The following is an 18,799-nucleotide window of genomic DNA, read 5'->3' as shown; positions in this document are numbered from 1 at the left end:
TGTTGTTTTTGGCTGCCGCTCCAACCGGCTGCGCGGCTCTCCCATGGTAGCAAAAGGTGGGGGGATGGCAAGCCAAACGGCCTAAGGCGTCAAGGGCGCATGCTCTGCCTCGTGTTCATCGGCCCCGATGGGCCAGAGCGCATGGGCATCGAGGAGGAGACGGTAGCGCGCCTCGCTGGCCTCGATGGTGGCCAGGGTGGCCGCCAGCCGCGCTTCCAGGGCGAGGCGCCGCGCGGTAAGCAGGTCATTGAGACCGCCCTCCCCCAAGGCATAGGCACGCGCCGCAAGGGCGGCGGCCTCTTCCATGGCCTGCGCGGCGGCGGTCTGGCTCACGGCGGCGGCATGGGCCGCCTGCGCTCCCTGGAAAAGGTTTTCCGCCTCCAGGGCCAGTCTGGCCGCCACCAGCGCCTCGCGCTGGGCAGCCATCTCGGCCTCGGCGCGATGGGCCGCCACCGTCGCCGCCCGCGCGGCACCGCCGAAGGGGATGGAAACGGTAAGCCCGATGACGTTTTCCTCACCGCCCCGCTCCCGGCCCGCGTGCACACCCAGGGTGGGATCGGGTAGCCGCTCGGCCTCGGCACGGGCCACCATCAGCCGGCTGCGGCGCGCCGCCGCCTGGGCGGCGGCAAGCTCATGGTTGTGATCCAGCACCTTCTTCCGCCAGTAGGCGGCATCGAAGGGTGGCGGAGAAGCCAGGACCGGCTTCATTTCCGCGGGCAGGCGCAGACCGGGAAACCGCCGTGCGAGCTCGGTGGCCGCGGCCTGCTCGCGAAACCTGGCCTGGGCAAGATTCGCTTCCGCCTGGGCGAGCGCCGCTTCGGCGGCAAGCCTCTCCATCCGGGGCGCGTCCCCGGCCCGGATACGCCGCTCCACCACGGCAAGCTGTTCCCGGATGAGCGCCACCTGCTCGCGCCACAGCGCCGTCTGCACGTTCTCCTTCACCCAGGCGAACCAGCTCTTGAGCAGGCTTCGCGCCGCCTCGTGCAGGGCATCGCCCAGGGCCAGTCTGGCCTGTTCCACCCCCTCTTCCCCCAGCCGCGCATCCAGTTCCGCCTTTCCCGGCAGGCGGAATGCCCGCTCCAGCGCGACGTTCCATTCCCCATATTGCGCTCCGGGTGCCGGCCGCACCTCCCGGCGCTGACCGGTCAGACGCAGCACGGTCTCGTGGGGGCCCGCCTCGAGCCGTTGCCGGTTCGCCTCTTCCAGGCGGATGGCAGCGCGGGCGGCGGCCACCGTGGGCAGGCGTTCCAGCACCGCCACCACCTCCGCCGCCGGCGGCAGATCGGGATAATCCGCCGCAACCCCCGAACCGGCGAGGAGAAAAAGCAAAATCCCTAAAAGGCTTTTCATGCCAACCTCCCCTGTCCGGAAACCGGGCTCATCCACCAGGTGATTTCCGGATGCGGGAAACTGGCCTTGAGGTGGTCAAGCAACGCCTCGGCCTTTTCCCCTTCAGTGACGATCTGCACCATGACCCGCCCCACCCGGCCGCGCACGGCTTCGGCGCTATTGCGGTACACCACGCCCTGACCATGACCCGACACCATGAAGGTGGTGAAACCCGGCACCCATTCCGGGTGTTCCAGAAGATGATCCACCACTTCCTCTTCGAGGTCGGTGGGGATCACCAGCGTCAGACAGGTCATCATGCCAGTCGCTCCCGGGAAGAGGACACGCCGAAACGGGAAAAGAGCACCGGCAGCAACAGCAGGGTGAGCAGGGTGGAGGTGACCAGCCCCCCGATCACCACGATGGCCAGCGGCCGCTGGATTTCGGAACCGGGGCCATGGGCGAACAACAGGGGCACAAGGCCGAGGGCAGCGATGGAGGCGGTCATCAACACCGGGCGCAGGCGCCGCTTCGCCCCCTCCACCACTGCCCGGGACACCTCCATGCCCTGCGCCAGAAGCTGGTTGAAATGACTCACCATCACCACGCCATTGAGCACCGCAATCCCCAACAGCGCGATGAAGCCGACGGAGGCGGGCACCGACAGATACTCGCCGGAAAGCCAGAGGGCAAGCACACCGCCCACCAGGGCGAAGGGAATGTTGGTGAGCACCAAAAGAGACTGGCGCAGGGAACGGAAGGTGGCAAACAGCAGCAGAAAGATGAGGAAAAGCGCCACCGGCACCACAATGGCCAGGCGCGTGGCGGCCCGCTGCTGGTTTTCGAACTGGCCGCCCCACTCGAGCCGGTAGCCCGCGGGTAGCGGCACCCGGGCGGCGACCTTTTGCTTCGCCTCCTTAACGAAACCCACCAGGTCACGGTTGCGCACGTTGGTTTGCACGACGGCCATGCGCGTGGCGTTTTCGTGTTCGATTTTCACCGGACCGTCCACCCGCCTGGCCTGGGCCACCGCCGCCAGGGGCACGGCCTGCCCGTTGGCGGCGACGAGACGCACGCGGGTGAGTGCATCCCCGCTGTGCACTTCCTCGCCACCGCGCAACATTAGCGGCGTCCTTCGGCCCGGCTCGACGATGACGCCTACGGTCTTGCCCTCCACCAGGATGCGCAGGGCGTTCTGCAGCTCATCCCCGGTGAAACCGAGCCGCCCGGCGGCAAGCCGGTCGATCCCGATCGTCAGGTATTGGACGCCCTCGTTTTTCACCGCATAGACGTCCTGGCTGCCCGGCACCTCGCGCAACACCTGTTCAATGCGGCCTGCCAGACGGTCCAGGGTGGGTGCGTCGGGGCCGAACACCTTCACCGCCACATCGCCGCGCACGCCGGTGAGCATCTCCGACACGCGCATCTCAATGGGTTGGGTGAAATTCACCGACACCCCGGGAAAGGCCGCCATCACCTCCCGCAGCCGGTCGATCACCCATTCCTTGTCCGGCTTGCGCCAGTTTTCCTGTGGTTTGAGTACGAGGAAGCTGTCGGTGTCGTTGAAACCCATGGGGTCGAGCCCCAGTTCGTCGGAGCCGGTGCGGGCGACGATGCCGCGCACCTCCGGCACCTGGGCCAACACTGCCTGCTGCACCGCGAGGTCCAGCCGCAACGACTCCTCGAGACTGATGGAAGGCAGCTTCACCAGTTGCATGATGATGTCGCCTTCATCCATGGTGGGCATGAAGGTCTTGCCGATGCGGCTGTACACCACGCCCGTTGCCACGAGAAGGAGGAGTGCCGTCACCAGCAAAAGCCGCTGTTGACGAAGACTCCACGCCAGCACTGGCTCATAGAGGGCTGCCAGCCGCCGCACCAGCCAGGGCTCGCCGTGACGGACCCGGGCAAGCAGGAAGGAGGACGCCACCGGGATCACCGTCAGCGACAACAGAAGGGAGGCGGAGAGGGCGAAAACGATGGTCAGGGCCACGGGAATGAACAGCTTGCCCTCCAGTCCCTGCAGGGTGAGCAGGGGCAGGAAGACGATGACGATGATGGCAATGCCCGAAGCCACCGGCAGAGATACTTCCCGCACCGCGCGGTAGATCACATGCAGCGGCGAGACGGGGCTGTGGCTGCCGTGACGCGCGAGATGGGTGACGATGTTTTCCACGACCACCACCGCTGCGTCCACCAGCATGCCGATGGCGATGGCAAGCCCGCCCAGGCTCATGAGGTTGGCAGACATACCTGCGAGATGCAGACAGATGAAGGTGGCCAGTGCCGCAAGGGGCAGGGTGAGGGCCACCACCAGGGCGGCGCGCAAATTGCCGAGAAAGAGCAGCAGCAGGATCACCACCAGCACGATGGCTTCGGCCAGCGCCCGCGTCACCGTGCCCACCGCACGCTCCACCAGATGGCCGCGGTCATAGAAGACCTCGATGCGCACACCCGGTGGCAGAGTCTTTTCGATTTCGGCGAGCTTGGCACGCACAGCCTCCACCACCTGCCGCGCATTGGCGCCGCGAAGCCCCAGCACCAGACCCTCCGCCGCCTCGCCGCGCCCGTCGCGGGTGACGGCGCCATAACGGGTGAGACTGCCGATGCGCAGACGGGCGACATCCCGCACCCGCACCACGTTGCCGTCACGACGGGCAACGATGATATTGCCCACGTCGTCGAGATCGCGCACGGCGCCCTCGCTGCGCACCACCAGCACCTCCTCGCCGTCCGGCACCCGCCCCGCCCCATCGTTCCGGTTGTTGGCGGCCAGGGCCTGTTCCAGTTCAGTGAGGGTGATGCCCCGCGCCGCCAGTGCCTCGACATCGGGGATCACCTCGAAGGCCCGCGCAAGCCCGCCCAGCGTGTTGACGTCGGCCACCCCGGGCAAGGTGCGCAGCTGCGGCCGGATCACCCACTCCAGAAGACTGCGCCGCGCCTCCAGGCTGAGCCCCTCCCCCTCCACGGTGAACATGAACATCTCGCCCAACGGGGTGGTGATGGGGGCAAGGCCGCCGGATACGTGAGGGGGCAGGGCCGACTGGATGCCGTTCAGCCGTTCCGCCACCTGCTGGCGTGCCCAGTAGATGTCGGTCCCTTCCTCGAAATCGATGGTGATGTCGGCCAGGGCATATTTGGACACCGAACGCAGCACCCGCTGCCTGGGGATGCCCAGCATTTCCAGTTCGATGGGAGTAGTGATGCGGCTTTCCACTTCTTCCGGCGTCATGCCCGGCGCCTTCATCACGATCTTCACTTGGGTCGTGGAAACATCGGGAAAGGCATCGATGGGCAGCGCGCGAAAAGCCATCACGCCCACCCCCACCAAAAGCAGGGTAAGCACGATGAGCAAAAGCCGCTGCGTGAGGGCGAATTCGGTGAGCCTGGCCAGCATCACTGCCCCTGGGGGTTTGCCGCCGCCTTGAGCGCCGCCACCCCTTTCACCACAATGCGTGCCCCTTCCGGCAGGGCACCGCTCACCAAGACCTCACCGGCGCTCTCCTCCACCACCGTCACCGGTGTCATGACGAAGCCCTGGGCGGTCTGCAGAAAGACATGGGCGCGCCCCTGCTCCCGGGCGAGCGCGCCGGCGGGCAGGCGATACACCCGGGGTCCGGCAGCCAGTGTCACCTGCGCTTCCACGAACTGACCGGGCCGCAGGGACTCGAGCCCTTCGGTCATTTCCGCGCGCACCGGCACCGACTGGGAAGCGCCATCCACCGCCGCGCCCACCGTCACCACCCGCCCCCGGGCACCGGATGCCGTCACCGCTGCGCCGGGGCGCAGCGCCCTCGCCTCCTCCAGGCTCGCCTGCATCTCGAGCCAAAGGGGTTTCAGGCTGGCCAGACGGAAGAGCGGCGTATTCGCCTCCACCCGCTGCCCGGGTTCCGCCATCCGCTCCAGCACCACCCCCGTGATGGGAGCGGCAAGATCGATGACCGGCGACAGGCTGCGCGACTTGGCGAGCGCGCTGATCGCCGCCGGTGTCATGCCATACAGCCGCAACACCTGACGGCGCTGGGCGGCGGTGGCCGCCGCCTGGGCCTCGCTGTTTTGTGTGGCGCGCAGCCTTGCCTCCCCGATGATGCCTTCACGATAGAGTTGTTCGTCACGGCGAGAATTGCTCTCGGCAAGTTGCAGTTCGCTGGCGGCCGTGAGGTAATCCCGCTGCGCTTCCAGCAACATGGGGCTCGTCAGCCGCGCCATCAGCTGGCCGGCGCGCACGCTTTGCTGGCTTGCCACGGCAACCTGTTCCACCATGCCCGCCAGGGGCGCCGCCACCACGCGAATCTGCGCCGGCGGGACGACCACCCGCGCCGGCAGCCTGCGCCCGAGGCGCGCCTCCCCCGTGGGCAGGGGCGCGGTGACGATGCCGAGGGATCGCATCTGCCCCGCGTCGAGGGCGACGAGGCGGGGCGCCTCCTCCGCCCGGATGGACAAAGGAAAGGCAAGGACGGCGATCAACACGACAGCAACCAGGGGAACCATGGACACTCCTTCACCCCGCCGCCGGAAACGGCGGGCAGGCAACCAGTCTGCGCGCGCATTCTAACGTGGGCGTGTTGTAAGCGGCTTAAAACGGCCTTAAGACGCGCCTCTGCCTTCCCGGGCAAGAGCGGCTAGATGAAAAGCCGCCGGTGATTGTGCAGGTTGAGGCGGCGCAGACCGTCCACCCAGGTCACGAAGTCCATGTCGTGGCTGCGAGAGAGGGCAAGCGCCCGCTCCCGCAGCGCGTCCCAGGTGGGGTTGTTGGGGCTGGTGGCGAAGCCGAAGGCGATGACATTGCTGTGGCTGCCGGCGGGAAGTAGCAGGGTGAGTCCATCGAAGGCATCGAAAAGGCGCGCCACCTGGGTATTGAACTGGCCGTCTGAACTCCACAGATTGACCACCAGGATGCCCCCCGGCGCAAGCCGCGCCCGGCAGTGGCGGTAGAACTCCGGCGTGGTGAGTGCCTTAACCTGGCAGTGTTCGTCGTAGCCATCCACCATCACCACATCCCACTGCTGCACCGAGTTGGCGACAAAACGGGCGCCATCGTCGATGCGCACGGCAAGGCGCCCATCGTCGGCGGGAAGATGGAAGAACTGGCGGGCGGCCTGCACCACTTCGGGATCGATCTCCACCACCGTCGTCTGCGCCCCTGGCAGATGTTTCCACACCCATTTGGGAAGGGAGCCGCCGCCCAGGCCAATCATCAGAAAGCGGCGCGGGTCCGGATGGAAGAGGAGACACGCCAGCATCGCCCGCGTGTAGGCAAGCTCCAGCCGGTAGGGGTCGGTGAGGCGCATGGCGGACTGCACCGTGTCATTGCCTAGGTGCAGGGTGCGCACACCGTTTTTCTCGCTGACCTGCACCCGGCCTTTTTTCTGTTCCTCCCGCTTGAGGCGCCATCTGGCGAAGTAACCCATGGCGCCTTTTATACCACAGCCCGCCCTGGCGCTCAGGCGGAAGGCGCCAGGAAAGGATCAGGCGCGGATCGGGCATCCGCCCCAAGCGCCACGCATCGGTCGTATAATGGCAACCCCTTTTTGTCTTCGGCAACGGACGATGCGCGTCAGCCAGTTTTTTCTTTCCACCCTGAAGGAAGCGCCGGCGGAAGCCGAGCTCGTCTCCCACAAACTCATGCTGCGTGCCGGGCTGATCCGGCGGCTCGGCAGTGGCCTGTACACCTGGATGCCCCTGGGGCTGCGTGTTTTGCGCAAGGTAGAAGCCATCGTGCGCGAGGAGATGAACAAGGCCGGCGCCATCGAACTGCTGATGCCCGCCGTCCAACCCGCGGAGCTGTGGCAGGAGACGGGGCGTTGGGAGCAGTTCGGCCCGCAGATGCTCAAAATCAAGGACCGGCACCAGCGCGACTATTGCTTCGGCCCCACCCACGAGGAGGTGATCACCGACCTCGCGCGGCGTGAAATCCGCAGCTACCGGCAACTGCCCGTGAACTTCTATCAGATTCAGACCAAGTTCCGCGATGAAATCCGGCCGCGCTTCGGCGTCATGCGGGCGCGGGAATTCGTCATGAAGGATGCCTATTCCTTCCACGCCGATCTGGCCAGCCTGGAAGCGACCTATCGCGTGATGTATGACACCTACACGCGGATTTTCGAACGGCTGGGCTTGAGGTTCCGCGTCGTGGCGGCGGACACCGGCGCCATCGGCGGCACCGGTTCCCACGAATTCCATGTCCTCGCCGATTCCGGCGAAGACGCCATCGCCTTCTGTCCCAATTCCGACTACGCCGCCAATGTGGAACTGGCGGAAGCGCTGCCGCCCGCAACAAGCCGTCCGGCACCCGGGCGGCCCATGGAAAAGGTGGCCACCCCCGGCGCCCACAGCATCGCCGAAGTGTGCGCCCTACTCAAGGTCGAGCCGCAGCAGGTGGTCAAGACCCTCATCGTGGAAGGCGAGCAGGGGCTGCTCGCCCTGCTTGTGCGCGGCGATCACGAGCTCAACGAGGTGAAGGTGGGTAAGCTGCCGGAGGTGGGCAGGCTCAAAGGTTTTGCCACGGAAGCGCGCATCCGTGAGGCCGTGGGCTGTGGCACAGGCTCCCTGGGCCCGGTGGGGCTGGGACTGCCGGTGATCGCCGACCGCTCGGTGGCGGTGATGGCGGATTTCGTCTGCGGCGCCAACGAGGACGGCTTTCATCTCGTGGGCGTCAATTTCGGCCGCGATCTGCCGGAACCCCGGGTGGCCGACATCCGCAACGTGGTCGCCGGCGATCCCAGCCCGGATGGCAAGGGTCCGCTGGAAATCTGCCGCGGCATCGAGGTGGGCCACATTTTCCAGCTGCGCACCAAGTACTCCGAGGCCATGAATGCCACCTTCCTCGACGAGGAAGGCAAAAGCCGGTTCATGGAAATGGGCTGCTATGGCATCGGGGTGTCGCGCATCGTCGGTGCCGCCATCGAACAGAACCACGACGAGCGGGGCATCATCTTCCCCCGCGCCATGGCCCCCTTCGACCTCGCCATCGTCCCCATCGGGCTTTCCAAGTCTCAAGTCGTGCGCGAAACTGTCGAAAAACTTTACAGTGCCCTCACCCTGGGCGGGCTGGAAGTCCTTTTGGATGATAGGGATGAGCGACCTGGCGTGATGTTTGCTGATATGGAGCTCATCGGCGTCCCCCACCGCATCGTGGTGGGGGAGCGCAACCTCAAGGAGGGGAAGATCGAGTACCAGGCCCGCCGGGACAAAGAGGCCCGCATTCTTCCCCTCGAGGGCGCCGTGGAGTTTTTGCTCAGGGAAATTCCGCTCAAGCCATGAAGAAGCTCATCGTGCACCTCTGCTTCGGCCTCGTAAGCGGCCTGCCACTGGCGGCCTGGGCGGGCGCGCAGGTTTACGAGGAACTGTCCGCCAGCGTGCGCGCAGCGTTGTCGAAAAGCGTGGCGGATACCGCCGCGCCGCGCGTCGTCACCACCAATCCGCGGGAAGCGGAGGCCTGGCTTGCCGCCATGTCGGAGCGATTGAAGCGCTTCATGCCCGATCCCCAGGAGCGACGGGATTTCCTCGTCACCGTGCACTACGAGGCCACCCGCGCCGGCCTCGACCCGCAGCTGGTGCTTGGCCTCATCGAGGTGGAAAGCGGCTTCCGCAAATATGCCATCTCCTCCGCCTCGGCCCGGGGTTACATGCAGGTCATGCCCTTCTGGGTGAAACTCATCGGCACCCCCGAACATAACCTCTTCCATCTGCGCACCAATCTGCGCTATGGCTGTACCATCCTGCGCCATTACCTGGACATGGAAAATGGCAACCTCTTCCGCGCCCTCGGCCGCTACAACGGCAGCCTAGGGCAGGCGGAATATCCCAACATGGTGCTGGCGGCATGGAAGACGCGCTGGGCGTGGCACTACACCGACAACCCGCGCACGGCCGGGCAGAACACCGCCCAACATTCCGGCTGAAGCGGCGTCTGTCGTTCCTTGCCGAAATCACTGCCCTGAGCGTGACTACTCCGGCAGATGGATGACCGCGGGAAGCCCCGCGCGCAGCGTCTCCTTCACCGGGAAGACGACCTCGATGGGATACTCACCCTTCCCCCCGTCGGGTTCCAGGCCCAGGGCGCGGATACGGCCCGCATAGCGCCGGCCTTCCACCTCCACTTCCACTTTCTGACCGGTGGCAAGCTGGCGCAGCCGGGACAGTCCCACCGTTCCCCGCGCCACCATTTCGCCGGCGCGGGCAAGGACGATGAGGGGCTCTGGTTTGAGGGCGCTGGCCACCACCTGACCGGGTTCCACCAGCCGGGCCAGCACCACGCCATCGAAGGGCGCGCGCACCGAGGCATCGCGCAATTGTTTCTGCGCCGCCGCAAGCCGCGCCCGGGCGGCGTCGCGCTGCGCCTTGGCGCGGCTGTGGCGCAATTGCGCCGCTTCCAGTTCGGTGGCGGCGATCACCGTGCGGTTGTAGAGTTCCTGCACCCGGTCCAGGTTGCGCTTGGCATCCTTTTCTTCCTCCTCCGCCTGGGCCAGGGCGGCCTGCGCCTCGGCCACCTGGGCGGCGAAGGCGCTGGCATCGAGGCTCAGGAGGCTCTGCCCCTTGCGCACGCGGTCACCCGCCTGCACCGTCACGTTCTGCACGATGCCCGAGGCGGCCGCCCCCAGTTCCACGCGCTGGGACCATTGCAGGGTGGCGGCCACCTCCGCGGCGAGGACGGGGGTTGCCATCCAGGCTGCAAACCAGACGAAATGCTTGATCACGGTTGTGCTCCTTTGCCTTGCGCCAACTGGGAAAGGGGACGCCCCACCAGCGCCTCGATGCGCGCCAGGGCGAGGGCCAGGCGGTATTCCACGCTGCGGGCGGCAAGCTTCGCCTCCATGGTCTTGGCCATGGAATCGCCCAGGTTGGTGCGGTACTCCATCTCATATTGGCCCCGCGCCCGCTCCAGGGCGAGGTCGCGGTAATCCATTTCCACCTTGGCCGCACGGCGCCCGATGCGACGCAGGTGGTCCGCGTCCAGCCAGGCGGAAAGCAGGGCCTGAGCAAGCTCCCGCTTCAGGCGTTCGGTTTCCGCCTGCAGTTTCTGGAACTGGGCCTGTTCCCGCGCCAGCGAAGCCGAGACAGTGCGTCCCTGATAAAGCGGCCAGGTGAAGATCACACCGGCGCGGGCCTGATCCCGCCCGGAGAGGGGCCGCTGGGCGTAATCGGCGACTTCCAGCTCCGCATCCAGGCGCGGGTTGCGCTCGGCGCGAATGGCCTCGAGGCGCTGCTGGGAGGCGGCAAGCAACTGCTGCTGGGCCTTGAGCCGCGGATTGTTCTCCAGCATGGCGGCCAGCAGCACCTCGTAGTCGGGCAGCGGCCGGTCATTGTCGGCGAGGACCGGGTCCTCCAGCTCGCTGGGAAGCTGCCCCGGCCGGTTCATGGCATCGGCAAGCAGCGCCCGCGTCAGACGCTGAAGCTTTTCGCTTTCATAGCGGCGCACCAGCCATTCCTGGGAGCGGGCCTCCAGTTCGGCCACATCCACACCGGAGAGGAGCTTTTGTTCCGCCCGGTCCCGCGCCTGATCGAACGCCACATAGGCGACGGCGAGATACTCGTTGTCCACGGTGTAGCGCAGATCAGCCAGAAGCACGTCGAAATAACGCGCCATGATCGTAAGCCGGCGCTGGTCCCGCACGTCGAGGAGACTTTTTTCGCGGGCATCCAGGACGAGTCTGGCCGCCTCCTCGGCGCGTTGGCTGCGGCCGAAATCCCACAGGTTCTTGCGCGCGAAAAGCCGCACGCTGTTGTCGGAGATGAAATCCGTATCCGAAGGACGCAGGGCGGGGCGCACCCGCTGCAGGCGCGCTTCCAGATTCAGCGTCAGGTCCGTGCGCGCCGTGGTGAGCTCGAGGTCGGCCAGGGCCAGCGCCCGCTCCGCCTGGGCCGCTTCCACATCGGGATGGGGTTCATCCGCGGCCCGCAGGGCCTCGGCCAGGGTGAGCACCCCATTCGCCGCGCAGGCCACGGAGCTTGCGAAGAAGATGAGCAGCGCCGGCAGCGCGCGCATGGCACTCACTGCGCAGCCTGGGCTTTATAGACGTTGAAGGGCACGCTCTTGTACGTCCCCTCCACCACATAGCGGCCAAGAAGAAGAAACTCGCGGGCATCCTTCGCCACCCCGGTGAAGCGGTAAACGGGATTGCCCTCCAGATCGAAGAAGAGGAAAACGGGGGTCGCCCGCACCCGGTTTTCCGCGGCAAAGGCTTTTTCCGTGGTCTCCCTGCCCTTGAAATCCACCATCGTGAGTTCGTTCTTGATGTCGATGGGGAAGATGAGGAAGTGCTGCTTGAAATAATCCTGCACCTCGGATTGGTTGAGGATGGTGTCCTTCATCCGGTGACACCAGGGGCAGTCCTCCTGCTCGAACATGAGCAGAATGCCCTTCTTCCCCTGGGCCTTGGCGGTGGCAAGCTCCGCCTTGAAATCACCGATCTTCTGGTCGAAGAAATACTGGTTGACGTCCCGCTTCTCGGCAGCGACGGTGAGGCTTGCCAGCATGAGGATGGCAGCCAGCAAGGCGCGTAACATGACCTCCTCCAGCCTTTTACTTTTTTCCGGGTTTGGTGTTTTGCGCAATGTAGCGTTCCACTTCAGCCTGCGTCAACGCACCCACGTTGTAGGCGGCAAGCTGCCCCCGGGGATCGAAGAGATAGGTGGTGGGCAGGCCCCTGAGCGGGCCGATTTGCGCGGCGATGCGCGCATCCCCCAGCACGATGGGGAAAGTGACGAAAAGATCCTCGGCAAACTTCTTCACGTACTCTGGATCGCGCCAGTCCATGGCGATGCCGATGACCACCAGGTCCTTGCGCGTCTCGTGGAGTTTCTGCAGCTCCGGCATTTCCTCGAGACAGGGCGGGCACCAGGTGGCCCAGAAATTCACCAGCACCCATTTGCCCCGGTAATCGGTGAGCCGATGCACCCGGCCCTGGGTGTCAGTGAGGGTGAAGGCCGCCGCGGCCGCGGAAAACAGGCCCAGCAGAAACAAAACCAGAACACGCCCCACCACCCGTCGCAACACCGTCTGGCTCCCGTAAAATGTCGGTTTTCGTCCTAAAGACCCACTGCCATGGAATACCGCATTGAAAAAGACTCGCTGGGCGAGTTCAAAGTTCCCGCCGAGGCCTGGTATGGCATCCAGACGGCGCGCGCCGTGGAGAACTTCCCCATCTCGGGACGCCGGCCGGACGTGGATTTTATCAAGGCCCATGTGCTCATCAAACTCGCGGCGGCCCGCGCCAACTGCCAGCCGGGCTGGCTCGATGCCACCCGCCGGGATGCCATCGTCGCCGCCTGCGAGCGCATCCTCGCCGGTGAATTCCTGGATCAGTTCGTGGTGGACCGCTTCCAGGCGGGTGCCGGCACCAGCCACAACATGAATACCAACGAAGTGATCGCCAATCTGGCCAATGTGGCCCTGGGCGGCAGGAAGGGCGAATACAAGCCCATCCATCCCAACGATCACGTGAACATGGGGCAAAGCACCAACGACACCATCCCCACCGCCATCCGCCTGGCCTGCCTGATGAAACTGCCCCGCCTGCTGGAAGCGGTCGGCGCCATGGCGGCGGAATTCGAGCGCATCGGCCACGAGGAAAGGGACACGGTGAAAAGCGCCCGCACCCACCTGCAGGATGCGGTGCCCACCACCGTGGGGCGGGAATTCGCCGCCTACGGCTGGACCCTGCGGCGCATCATGGACGAGCTTGCGGCGGTGCGGCCGCGGCTGTGTGAAATCGGTCTCGGCGGCTCGGCGGCGGGCACCGGGCTCAACACCGCCCCGGGTTATCCACAGCGGGTGGCGGAGGAGCTCGCCCGCCTCACCGGCGAACCCATCGTGAGCTCCCATCTCACCGCCCAGATGCAGTCCATGTATGACCTGCAGCGACTGTCTGCCGCCCTGCGGGGGTTGGCCCTGGAGCTCACCCGCATCAGCAACGACATCCGCCTGCTTGCTTCTGGACCCCGCACCGGCCTGGGAGAGATCACCCTACCGCCGGTGCAGCCCGGCTCCAGCATCATGCCGGGCAAGGTGAACCCGGTCATGTTCGAGATGCTCAACCAGGTCTGCTACCAGGTGCTGGGGCAGGATGCGGCCGTGGCCTGGATGACCCAGGCCGGTCAGCTCGAGCTCAACGTGATGATGCCGGCCCTGGGCTCGGCTCTGTTCGACGCCATGGACTGGCTCACCCACGCCATCCGTGCCGCCACCGAAAAGAACCTGAAGGGCCTCAAGGTGAACCGGGAGCGCTGCTATGCCTTCATTCACGCAAGCGTGGGGCTCGCCACCCTCCTCAATCCGCGCATCGGTTACATGAAGGCGGCGGAAATCGCCAAGGAATCGGAAAGAACGGGCCGCCCCGTGCGGGAGATCGTGGCAAGCCACGGCATCATGAGCGCAGAGGAATTCGACGCCCTGGTGTTGCAGGCCGCCCGCGACGGCCGCATCGACGATTGACGGAAAGGCGCAAAGCGCCGCCTTTTCCCGCGCAGCAGGCGGACCGACAACTCCAGCCTTCAGCGCGCCTTGGTGTGGCCGGGCGCATTGGCGCTGTTGCCCGGTGCGCCCGCCCCTGTCGTCACCGCCGTCACCCGGGCCGCGCCCTGCCCACCGCCCTGGCCTGCGCCCACCTGCACCGTCCCCCTCCCGTTGCCTTCGGCTCGGACGCTCTTTCCATACACCACGCCGCCACCGCTCAGGGCAGTGGTGATGCCCCGCCCAGAACCCTGACCGGAGGCGGATTTCGCCGCCGTCTCGCCAAATTTGCTGCCCGCAGGCGCAGTGACCGACCCGCTCGCCTGCGCCGGGGCCGCCGCCTTCATGCTGCTGATCACTTCACCCAGCCGGAAACCATTGGCCTTGGCAATCTCCCCCCAGCCCATGCCGGCGGCGCGCTGGGTGAGGATGCCCTGCAGGGTGACGGTGCGGCTGCTCACCGTGCCATCCGCCGCCACCGTGGTGACGGTGAAGCTGCCACCGGTGAGCGCCGCCTGCAACTGCTCCGGCGTGGGCTCGCTGATGCCGTATTGGGCGAGCTGGGCCTTGGCCAGACTGAGACTGATGTAGGTGTTGCCGTAGCCCATGGGCCGGGTGGGCGGGGTGATGGTGGTGCTGGTCACCGTGCCCGCGGGCGACACACTGGTCAGGGTGATGGGTGAGCCCGTGCGCAGGCCAGTGATGAGGGCCTCCGCATTTTCCTGGGAGCCAGCAAAAGCGGCGAAATCCGCCGCGAACCGGCTCGTCACCTGGGCTGGCTGCCGCGCCCCTTCGCTGTCAAGGCGCGCCGCCTGGGTGGTCAGGGTGGTCTCCTCCTGCCCGGCGGCGACGGCCCCCGTGCTGGCCACAAACAGGATGGCGAGCAAAGCCCGACGCAAAATATCCATGATTGCCTCCTCTTCTCAGGTCACATCGAATGCCGGCACGAGCCGGCCGCTAACTCCCACCTTGCACGGTTCAGGGAAATCCTCACAGGGAGCGCTCCGTCTGCATGATGATCTCGGTGGCCGTGGCGCTGTCCTTCAGAAGTCCCTGGGAGGCCACCACGCGCATGCGGGTGGTGTTGGGGCTCAGCGCCTCCAGCTCGATTTCGATGTCCCGGTCGGCCGCCCGGGCCTTGATCTGCTCCCCGTTTTCGATGCGGGAAGTGCCCGCCACCTTGATCTGCATGCGCTGCAGCGCCTTGAGACTTGCCGCCTTCACCTTGGGCAGGGGTTCGGCAAAGGTGCGGTAAGTGATGCCACTCAAGGTGTGGGAAACCCCCGCCGAGGCGCCCACACCCAGCGCCGTCAGAGCTGCCGCCTCGCAACCCGCCAGCCCCAGGGCCGCCAGCAATAGGAAGAGGGTTCGCATCGATCCCATCCATCTGCTCCTCGAAAAAAGTTTTCATCCCTGTCAACCCACGCGGCCCCCCTGCGTTAAGGACGATAGCACGGGAGCCGTGCTGTTTCCTTTAACCATCGTTCACAAAAGGAGTCAACCATGAACAAACTCTTCGCCAGCCTGATTGCCGCCTCTTTCGCCCTGGCCACCAGCGCCTTTGCCGCCGACGCCGCCGCGCCCGCGGAGCCGGCTGCCGCCCAGGCCAAATCGGCGGATGCCCCGGCCAAGAAGAAAACCCACAAGCGCAGCCACAAGCGCACCCACAAGCCCGAGGCTGCCGCGCCGGCTGCCAAGTAAGACAGGCGGCGCCCCGCAGAGGATTAAAATGGCGGCCGATGACTTTGTCATCGGCCGCTTTTTCGTCAACCGTGAACGGAGGAGAAACGATGAAACGACTTCTGCTTGCCCTCACCCTTGCGCTCGCCACCCTTCCGGCCGCCCATGCCAAGGAAGAGAAAGCCCCCACCCCCCAGCAGGAACGCATGCGCCACTGCAATGAGGAGGCGGGCAAACAGGGCCTCATGGGCGATGAGCGCAAACAGTTCATGAGCCAATGCCTCAAAGGAGGCGGCGAGGCGGGCAAGGCGCGCACCGAGCAGCAGCAACGCATGGCCGACTGCAGCCGCCAGGCCAAGGAGCAGAACCTCAAAGGCGATGCGCGCAGGAAATTCATGAGCCAGTGCCTGAAGAAGCAGTAACTTCCCCCCTTCCGGCTCGCCAGTAGCGGGGCTGGCGGGCCCGCTCCTCGCTCACCTCGACCCCGCCGTCCGTGAGAAGGAAGGTGAGCGCCCCGCTTTCGTCACTGCGCAGCAGCCGGCTGCCCCACAGGCGGTAGCGCTCCACCACCTCCGCCTTGGGATGGCCGAAGCGGTTGCGATAGCCGACGGTGAAGACCGCCCATTCCGGGGCCACGTGGCCGATGAATTCCACTGTGGAGGACGTCCGGCTGCCATGGTGGGGCACGATCAGCACCTCACTTTCCAGCGCCTCCCCCAGGCGGGCGATGATCTCCCGCTCCGCCCGCGCCTCGATGTCGGCGGGGATCAAAAGGGCGCGGCGGCCCACGCTCGCCTGCAGCACACAGCCGCGGTCATTGGCCTTGCGATAGGCAGCCGCCTGCGGCGAGGGGTGGAGGATGCGGAAGACCACGCCATCCCATTGCCACTGCTGGCCCGCCTGGCAGGAAAGAAAGCGCGGCGCGGCAAGCCGCAGCGGGTCTTCCGCCGGCAGCGAGGCGAGCACCCAGTCCACCGGCACGCCATCGAGCACGGAAGGGGCCCCGCCCGCGTGGTCGTTGTCGGCATGGGAAACGATGAAGCCGTCGAGGCGCTTCACTCCCACCGCACGCAGATGGGGGAGGACGATGCGGCTGCCGCTGTCGGCGTCGGTGGCAAAACGCGGCCCGGCATCGAAAAGCAAGGCATGGTCGCGGGTGCGCAGCAGCACGGCCAACCCCTGGCCCACGTCCAGCACCGTCGCCTCCAGGGTGGCCGGCGGCAGCGGCGGTGGGGCGAGGAGAAACAGGGGCAGAAAGGCGAAGGTCCCCGCCCAGCGTGCAGGAAAGCCCCGCGGCGCGAGGAGCCAGGCCACCCCCACCACCGCCACCGCCACCGTCCACAACGGCGGCGCATGTTGCTGCCAGACGGCGGCGGGCCACTCGGCGAGCCAGGCGAGGGGCATCAGCCCCAGGGCAAGCACGGCATGGGCAGCGGCCAGGAGGCTGTCCAGACCAAGAAAGGCCCCGGCGAGGGTAAGCGGCACGACGACGAAACTCACCAGGGGAATGGCAATGGCATTGGCGAGGGGTGACACCAGCGAAGCCTGCTGGAAGAGCACGAGGAGCAGGGGAATGAGCCCCACGGTCACCGCCCACTGGATGCGCGCCGCCTCCACCGGGCGGCTTGCGCGGCCGAGGCGGTGGGCGCAGACATAGAAGATCAGCGCCACCGCGGCGAAAGACAGCCAGAAGCCGGGCGCACGCACAGCCCAAGGGTCGAGGAGGATGACAGCACCCAGGGCAAGGCTCAGCACGCGCGATGGGGAAAGGACTTCGTCGCGCCAGGCCGCCACGGCCGCCGCCGCCACCATGTAGAAGGTGCGCTGGGCGGGCACGGCGAAGCCGGTGAGCAGGGCATAGGCCAGGGCCGCCAGCACGGCGAAAAGGAGCGCCGCCTTGCGCGCCGGCCACCATTGGGCAAGCCGCGGGCTGCGCCGCCAGGCCCAGTGAACGATGGCGAACACCAGGCCAGAGAAAAGCGTCACGTGCAGGCCGGAAATGGCCACCAGATGGTTGATGCCGGTGCGGGTGAACAGCCGCCACTGATCCTGGGTAATCCCCCCCTGCTCACCGATGGCCAGGGCGATCAACACCCCGCCGAAGGGCTTGCCGGCGAGGGCCGCCGCCATGCGCCGCGCAATGGCGTCACGCAGCCGGCCGATGAGGTAGGCCGGCTTAACGACAAAGTGATCGATGCGGAAATTCTCGGGGTCCTGGCGGATGTAACCGGTGGCGCGGATGCCCCGCTCCAGCAGGTGATACTCGTAATCGAAACCATGGGCATTGACCGTCCCATGGGGGCGCTTGAGGCGCACGGTCCACTGCCAGCGTTCTCCGGCGCGCAGCCGCGCGGGATTGAGATGGGCGCCCTCGTCGGCATCCTCGGCGTGGCGGAACCAGAACAACTGGATGCGACGGGGCACCTGCGCGCCCGGGGTCAGCACCTCCTCCACATCGAAGGGGAAACGCAGGCCCCGCTCGGTGAACTGGGGCAAGTCCGCCACCACGCCCACCACCCGGATGTCGCGGCCCTCCCACGCCGAAGGCAGGGCATCCGCCAGGCGCAGTTGGGCACGCCAGCCAGCATAGTGGAAGCCGGCGAGGAAGGCCGTGGCGAGCGCGAAAGCCAGCCCAAGCCGTGGCAGCCGGGGCAGAGAGAACAGGGCGGCTCCCGCGAAAACGGGCAGCCAGAGGGCCGCCGTGGCGGCGGGGAGGCTTGCCTGCTGCTGCAGCCATGCCACCCCGAGGACGAAGCTTATAATGAGCAAACGCCCCTTTCCCATGAAGCATCTATTCCGCAAACACCTGCCCCATCCCCGGCACATCCGCGACCATCCATCCGTGCGCTGGCTGGCCCCGGTGCTGCATCACCCGAACCTCTGGCACCTCAACCGCCGCTCCGTGGCCGGCGGGGTGGCGGTGGGCCTGTTCACCGGCCTCATCCCGGGGCCGGTGCAGATGCTTTTCGCCGCCATCCTGTCGGTGATCTTCCGCGTCAACCTGCCGGTGGCGGTGCTCACCACCCTCTACACCAACCCCTTCACCTTCGTGCCCCTCTACCTGCTCGCCTACGAGATCGGCAAATGGGTCTATCCCAACTCGGGCGCCCAGGTGACGGCCTTCGAATTCGACTGGCGGGGCGACTGGCTGGCGGCCATTCCCGCCTTCTTCCACTGGCTGGCCTCCCTGGGTCCCACGCTTTTGGTGGGCGTGCTGATTCTGGCCTCCACCCTTTCCCTGGTGGGCTATTTCACCGTGCGGGGGTTGTGGCGTCTGGGCGTGGTGCTCCAGTGGCGGCGGCGCCGCCAGAGGAATTTACCACGGCAATGACTTTG

General features: G+C 66.5%; 18 protein-coding genes. 6 read left to right on the top strand and 12 right to left on the bottom strand.

Going from position 1 to position 18,799, the window contains the following annotated elements; genetic code table 11:
• Nucleotides 1-81: 81 nt before the first annotated feature.
• The 5 genes from K6T56_02460 to K6T56_02440 all read right to left on the bottom strand — a co-directional run bounded on the left by K6T56_02460 (nucleotide 82) and on the right by K6T56_02440 (nucleotide 6,740).
• A complete protein-coding gene (locus K6T56_02460) occupies nucleotides 82-1,350 on the bottom strand; it encodes a TolC family protein (protein MCL6555206.1) in 1,269 nt (422 codons plus the stop codon).
• On the bottom strand, nucleotides 1,347-1,649 hold the full coding sequence (locus K6T56_02455) for a DUF3240 family protein (protein ID MCL6555205.1): 303 nt from the start codon (nucleotides 1,647-1,649) through the stop codon (nucleotides 1,347-1,349). Before K6T56_02455 ends, K6T56_02460 begins: the two co-directional genes overlap by 4 nt.
• The gene (locus K6T56_02450; GenBank protein ID MCL6555204.1) at nucleotides 1,646-4,726 is read right to left on the bottom strand and encodes a CusA/CzcA family heavy metal efflux RND transporter; all 3,081 of its coding nucleotides are present in this window, start codon (nucleotides 4,724-4,726) and stop codon (nucleotides 1,646-1,648) included. Before K6T56_02450 ends, K6T56_02455 begins: the two co-directional genes overlap by 4 nt.
• Entirely contained in the window at nucleotides 4,726-5,820 is a 1,095-nt protein-coding gene (locus K6T56_02445) for an efflux RND transporter periplasmic adaptor subunit (protein MCL6555203.1), read from the bottom strand. The genes K6T56_02450 and K6T56_02445 overlap by 1 nt, the downstream gene beginning before the upstream one ends.
• Nucleotides 5,821-5,951: 131 nt before the next feature.
• Complete coding sequence (locus K6T56_02440; protein ID MCL6555202.1) at nucleotides 5,952-6,740, bottom strand: fused MFS/spermidine synthase; 789 nt, start codon at nucleotides 6,738-6,740, stop codon at nucleotides 5,952-5,954.
• A gap of 139 nt (nucleotides 6,741-6,879) precedes the next feature.
• On the opposite strand from K6T56_02440, the gene K6T56_02435 reads away from it, so the two are divergent.
• Together K6T56_02435 and K6T56_02430 are read left to right on the top strand one after the other, a co-directional pair.
• On the top strand, nucleotides 6,880-8,592 hold the full coding sequence (locus K6T56_02435) for a proline--tRNA ligase (GenBank protein ID MCL6555201.1): 1,713 nt from the start codon (nucleotides 6,880-6,882) through the stop codon (nucleotides 8,590-8,592).
• Nucleotides 8,589-9,233 carry a lytic transglycosylase domain-containing protein gene (locus K6T56_02430; GenBank protein MCL6555200.1) on the top strand — a complete coding sequence of 215 codons (645 nt, stop codon included), beginning with the start codon at nucleotides 8,589-8,591 and terminating at the stop codon, nucleotides 9,231-9,233. Before K6T56_02435 ends, K6T56_02430 begins: the two co-directional genes overlap by 4 nt.
• A 45-nt stretch (nucleotides 9,234-9,278) precedes the next feature.
• Here the strand turns inward: K6T56_02430 and K6T56_02425 are convergent, their stop codons facing one another.
• Genes K6T56_02425 through K6T56_02410 form a run of 4 tightly spaced genes read right to left on the bottom strand, consistent with a single transcriptional unit; the run spans nucleotide 9,279 to nucleotide 12,328 of the window.
• Complete coding sequence (locus tag K6T56_02425; GenBank protein ID MCL6555199.1) at nucleotides 9,279-10,028, bottom strand: efflux RND transporter periplasmic adaptor subunit; 750 nt, start codon at nucleotides 10,026-10,028, stop codon at nucleotides 9,279-9,281.
• Nucleotides 10,025-11,326 (bottom strand): TolC family protein, encoded by a 1,302-nt coding sequence (locus tag K6T56_02420; protein MCL6555198.1) that lies wholly within the window; start codon nucleotides 11,324-11,326, stop codon nucleotides 10,025-10,027. The genes K6T56_02425 and K6T56_02420 overlap by 4 nt, the downstream gene beginning before the upstream one ends.
• A complete protein-coding gene (locus K6T56_02415; protein ID MCL6555197.1) occupies nucleotides 11,323-11,838 on the bottom strand; it encodes a thioredoxin family protein in 516 nt (171 codons plus the stop codon). Before K6T56_02415 ends, K6T56_02420 begins: the two co-directional genes overlap by 4 nt.
• A gap of 16 nt (nucleotides 11,839-11,854) precedes the next feature.
• Nucleotides 11,855-12,328: a TlpA family protein disulfide reductase gene (locus K6T56_02410; protein MCL6555196.1), complete on the bottom strand. Its 474-nt coding sequence runs from the start codon at nucleotides 12,326-12,328 to the stop codon at nucleotides 11,855-11,857.
• A 48-nt stretch (nucleotides 12,329-12,376) separates the two neighbouring features.
• Here K6T56_02410 and K6T56_02405 point away from each other — a divergent pair, with 48 nt between their 5' ends.
• Nucleotides 12,377-13,765, top strand: a complete 1,389-nt coding sequence (locus K6T56_02405) for an aspartate ammonia-lyase (protein MCL6555195.1) — start codon at nucleotides 12,377-12,379, stop codon at nucleotides 13,763-13,765.
• A 59-nt stretch (nucleotides 13,766-13,824) separates the two neighbouring features.
• On the opposite strand, the gene K6T56_02400 is transcribed toward K6T56_02405, so the two are convergent.
• Both K6T56_02400 and K6T56_02395 read right to left on the bottom strand, forming a co-directional pair.
• Nucleotides 13,825-14,691 (bottom strand): hypothetical protein, encoded by an 867-nt coding sequence (locus K6T56_02400; GenBank protein MCL6555194.1) that lies wholly within the window; start codon nucleotides 14,689-14,691, stop codon nucleotides 13,825-13,827.
• Nucleotides 14,692-14,773: 82 nt separating this feature from the next.
• Nucleotides 14,774-15,157: a DUF3568 domain-containing protein gene (locus K6T56_02395; GenBank protein ID MCL6555193.1), complete on the bottom strand. Its 384-nt coding sequence runs from the start codon at nucleotides 15,155-15,157 to the stop codon at nucleotides 14,774-14,776.
• 129 nt (nucleotides 15,158-15,286) lie between these two features.
• Here K6T56_02395 and K6T56_02390 point away from each other — a divergent pair, with 129 nt between their 5' ends.
• Nucleotides 15,287-15,484 carry a hypothetical protein gene (locus K6T56_02390; GenBank protein MCL6555192.1) on the top strand — a complete coding sequence of 66 codons (198 nt, stop codon included), beginning with the start codon at nucleotides 15,287-15,289 and terminating at the stop codon, nucleotides 15,482-15,484.
• Between the two features lie 89 nt (nucleotides 15,485-15,573).
• The gene (locus tag K6T56_02385; protein MCL6555191.1) at nucleotides 15,574-15,885 is read left to right on the top strand and encodes a PsiF family protein; all 312 of its coding nucleotides are present in this window, start codon (nucleotides 15,574-15,576) and stop codon (nucleotides 15,883-15,885) included.
• On the opposite strand, the gene K6T56_02380 is transcribed toward K6T56_02385, so the two are convergent.
• Entirely contained in the window at nucleotides 15,857-18,247 is a 2,391-nt protein-coding gene (locus K6T56_02380) for a DNA internalization-related competence protein ComEC/Rec2 (GenBank protein MCL6555190.1), read from the bottom strand. The two genes, K6T56_02385 and K6T56_02380, sit on opposite strands and share 29 nt — an antisense overlap.
• Between K6T56_02380 and K6T56_02375 the strand changes: the two genes are divergently transcribed.
• Nucleotides 18,246-18,794: a DUF2062 domain-containing protein gene (locus K6T56_02375; protein MCL6555189.1), complete on the top strand. Its 549-nt coding sequence runs from the start codon at nucleotides 18,246-18,248 to the stop codon at nucleotides 18,792-18,794. The two genes, K6T56_02380 and K6T56_02375, sit on opposite strands and share 2 nt — an antisense overlap.
• The last annotated feature ends 5 nt before the right edge of the window (nucleotides 18,795-18,799 follow it).

It is taken from the genome of Burkholderiales bacterium (assembly GCA_023511995.1).
In the GTDB taxonomy this organism is placed as follows: domain Bacteria; phylum Pseudomonadota; class Gammaproteobacteria; order Burkholderiales; family Thiobacteraceae; genus Thiobacter.
This window is presented reverse-complemented; position numbering and strand designations above follow the sequence as displayed.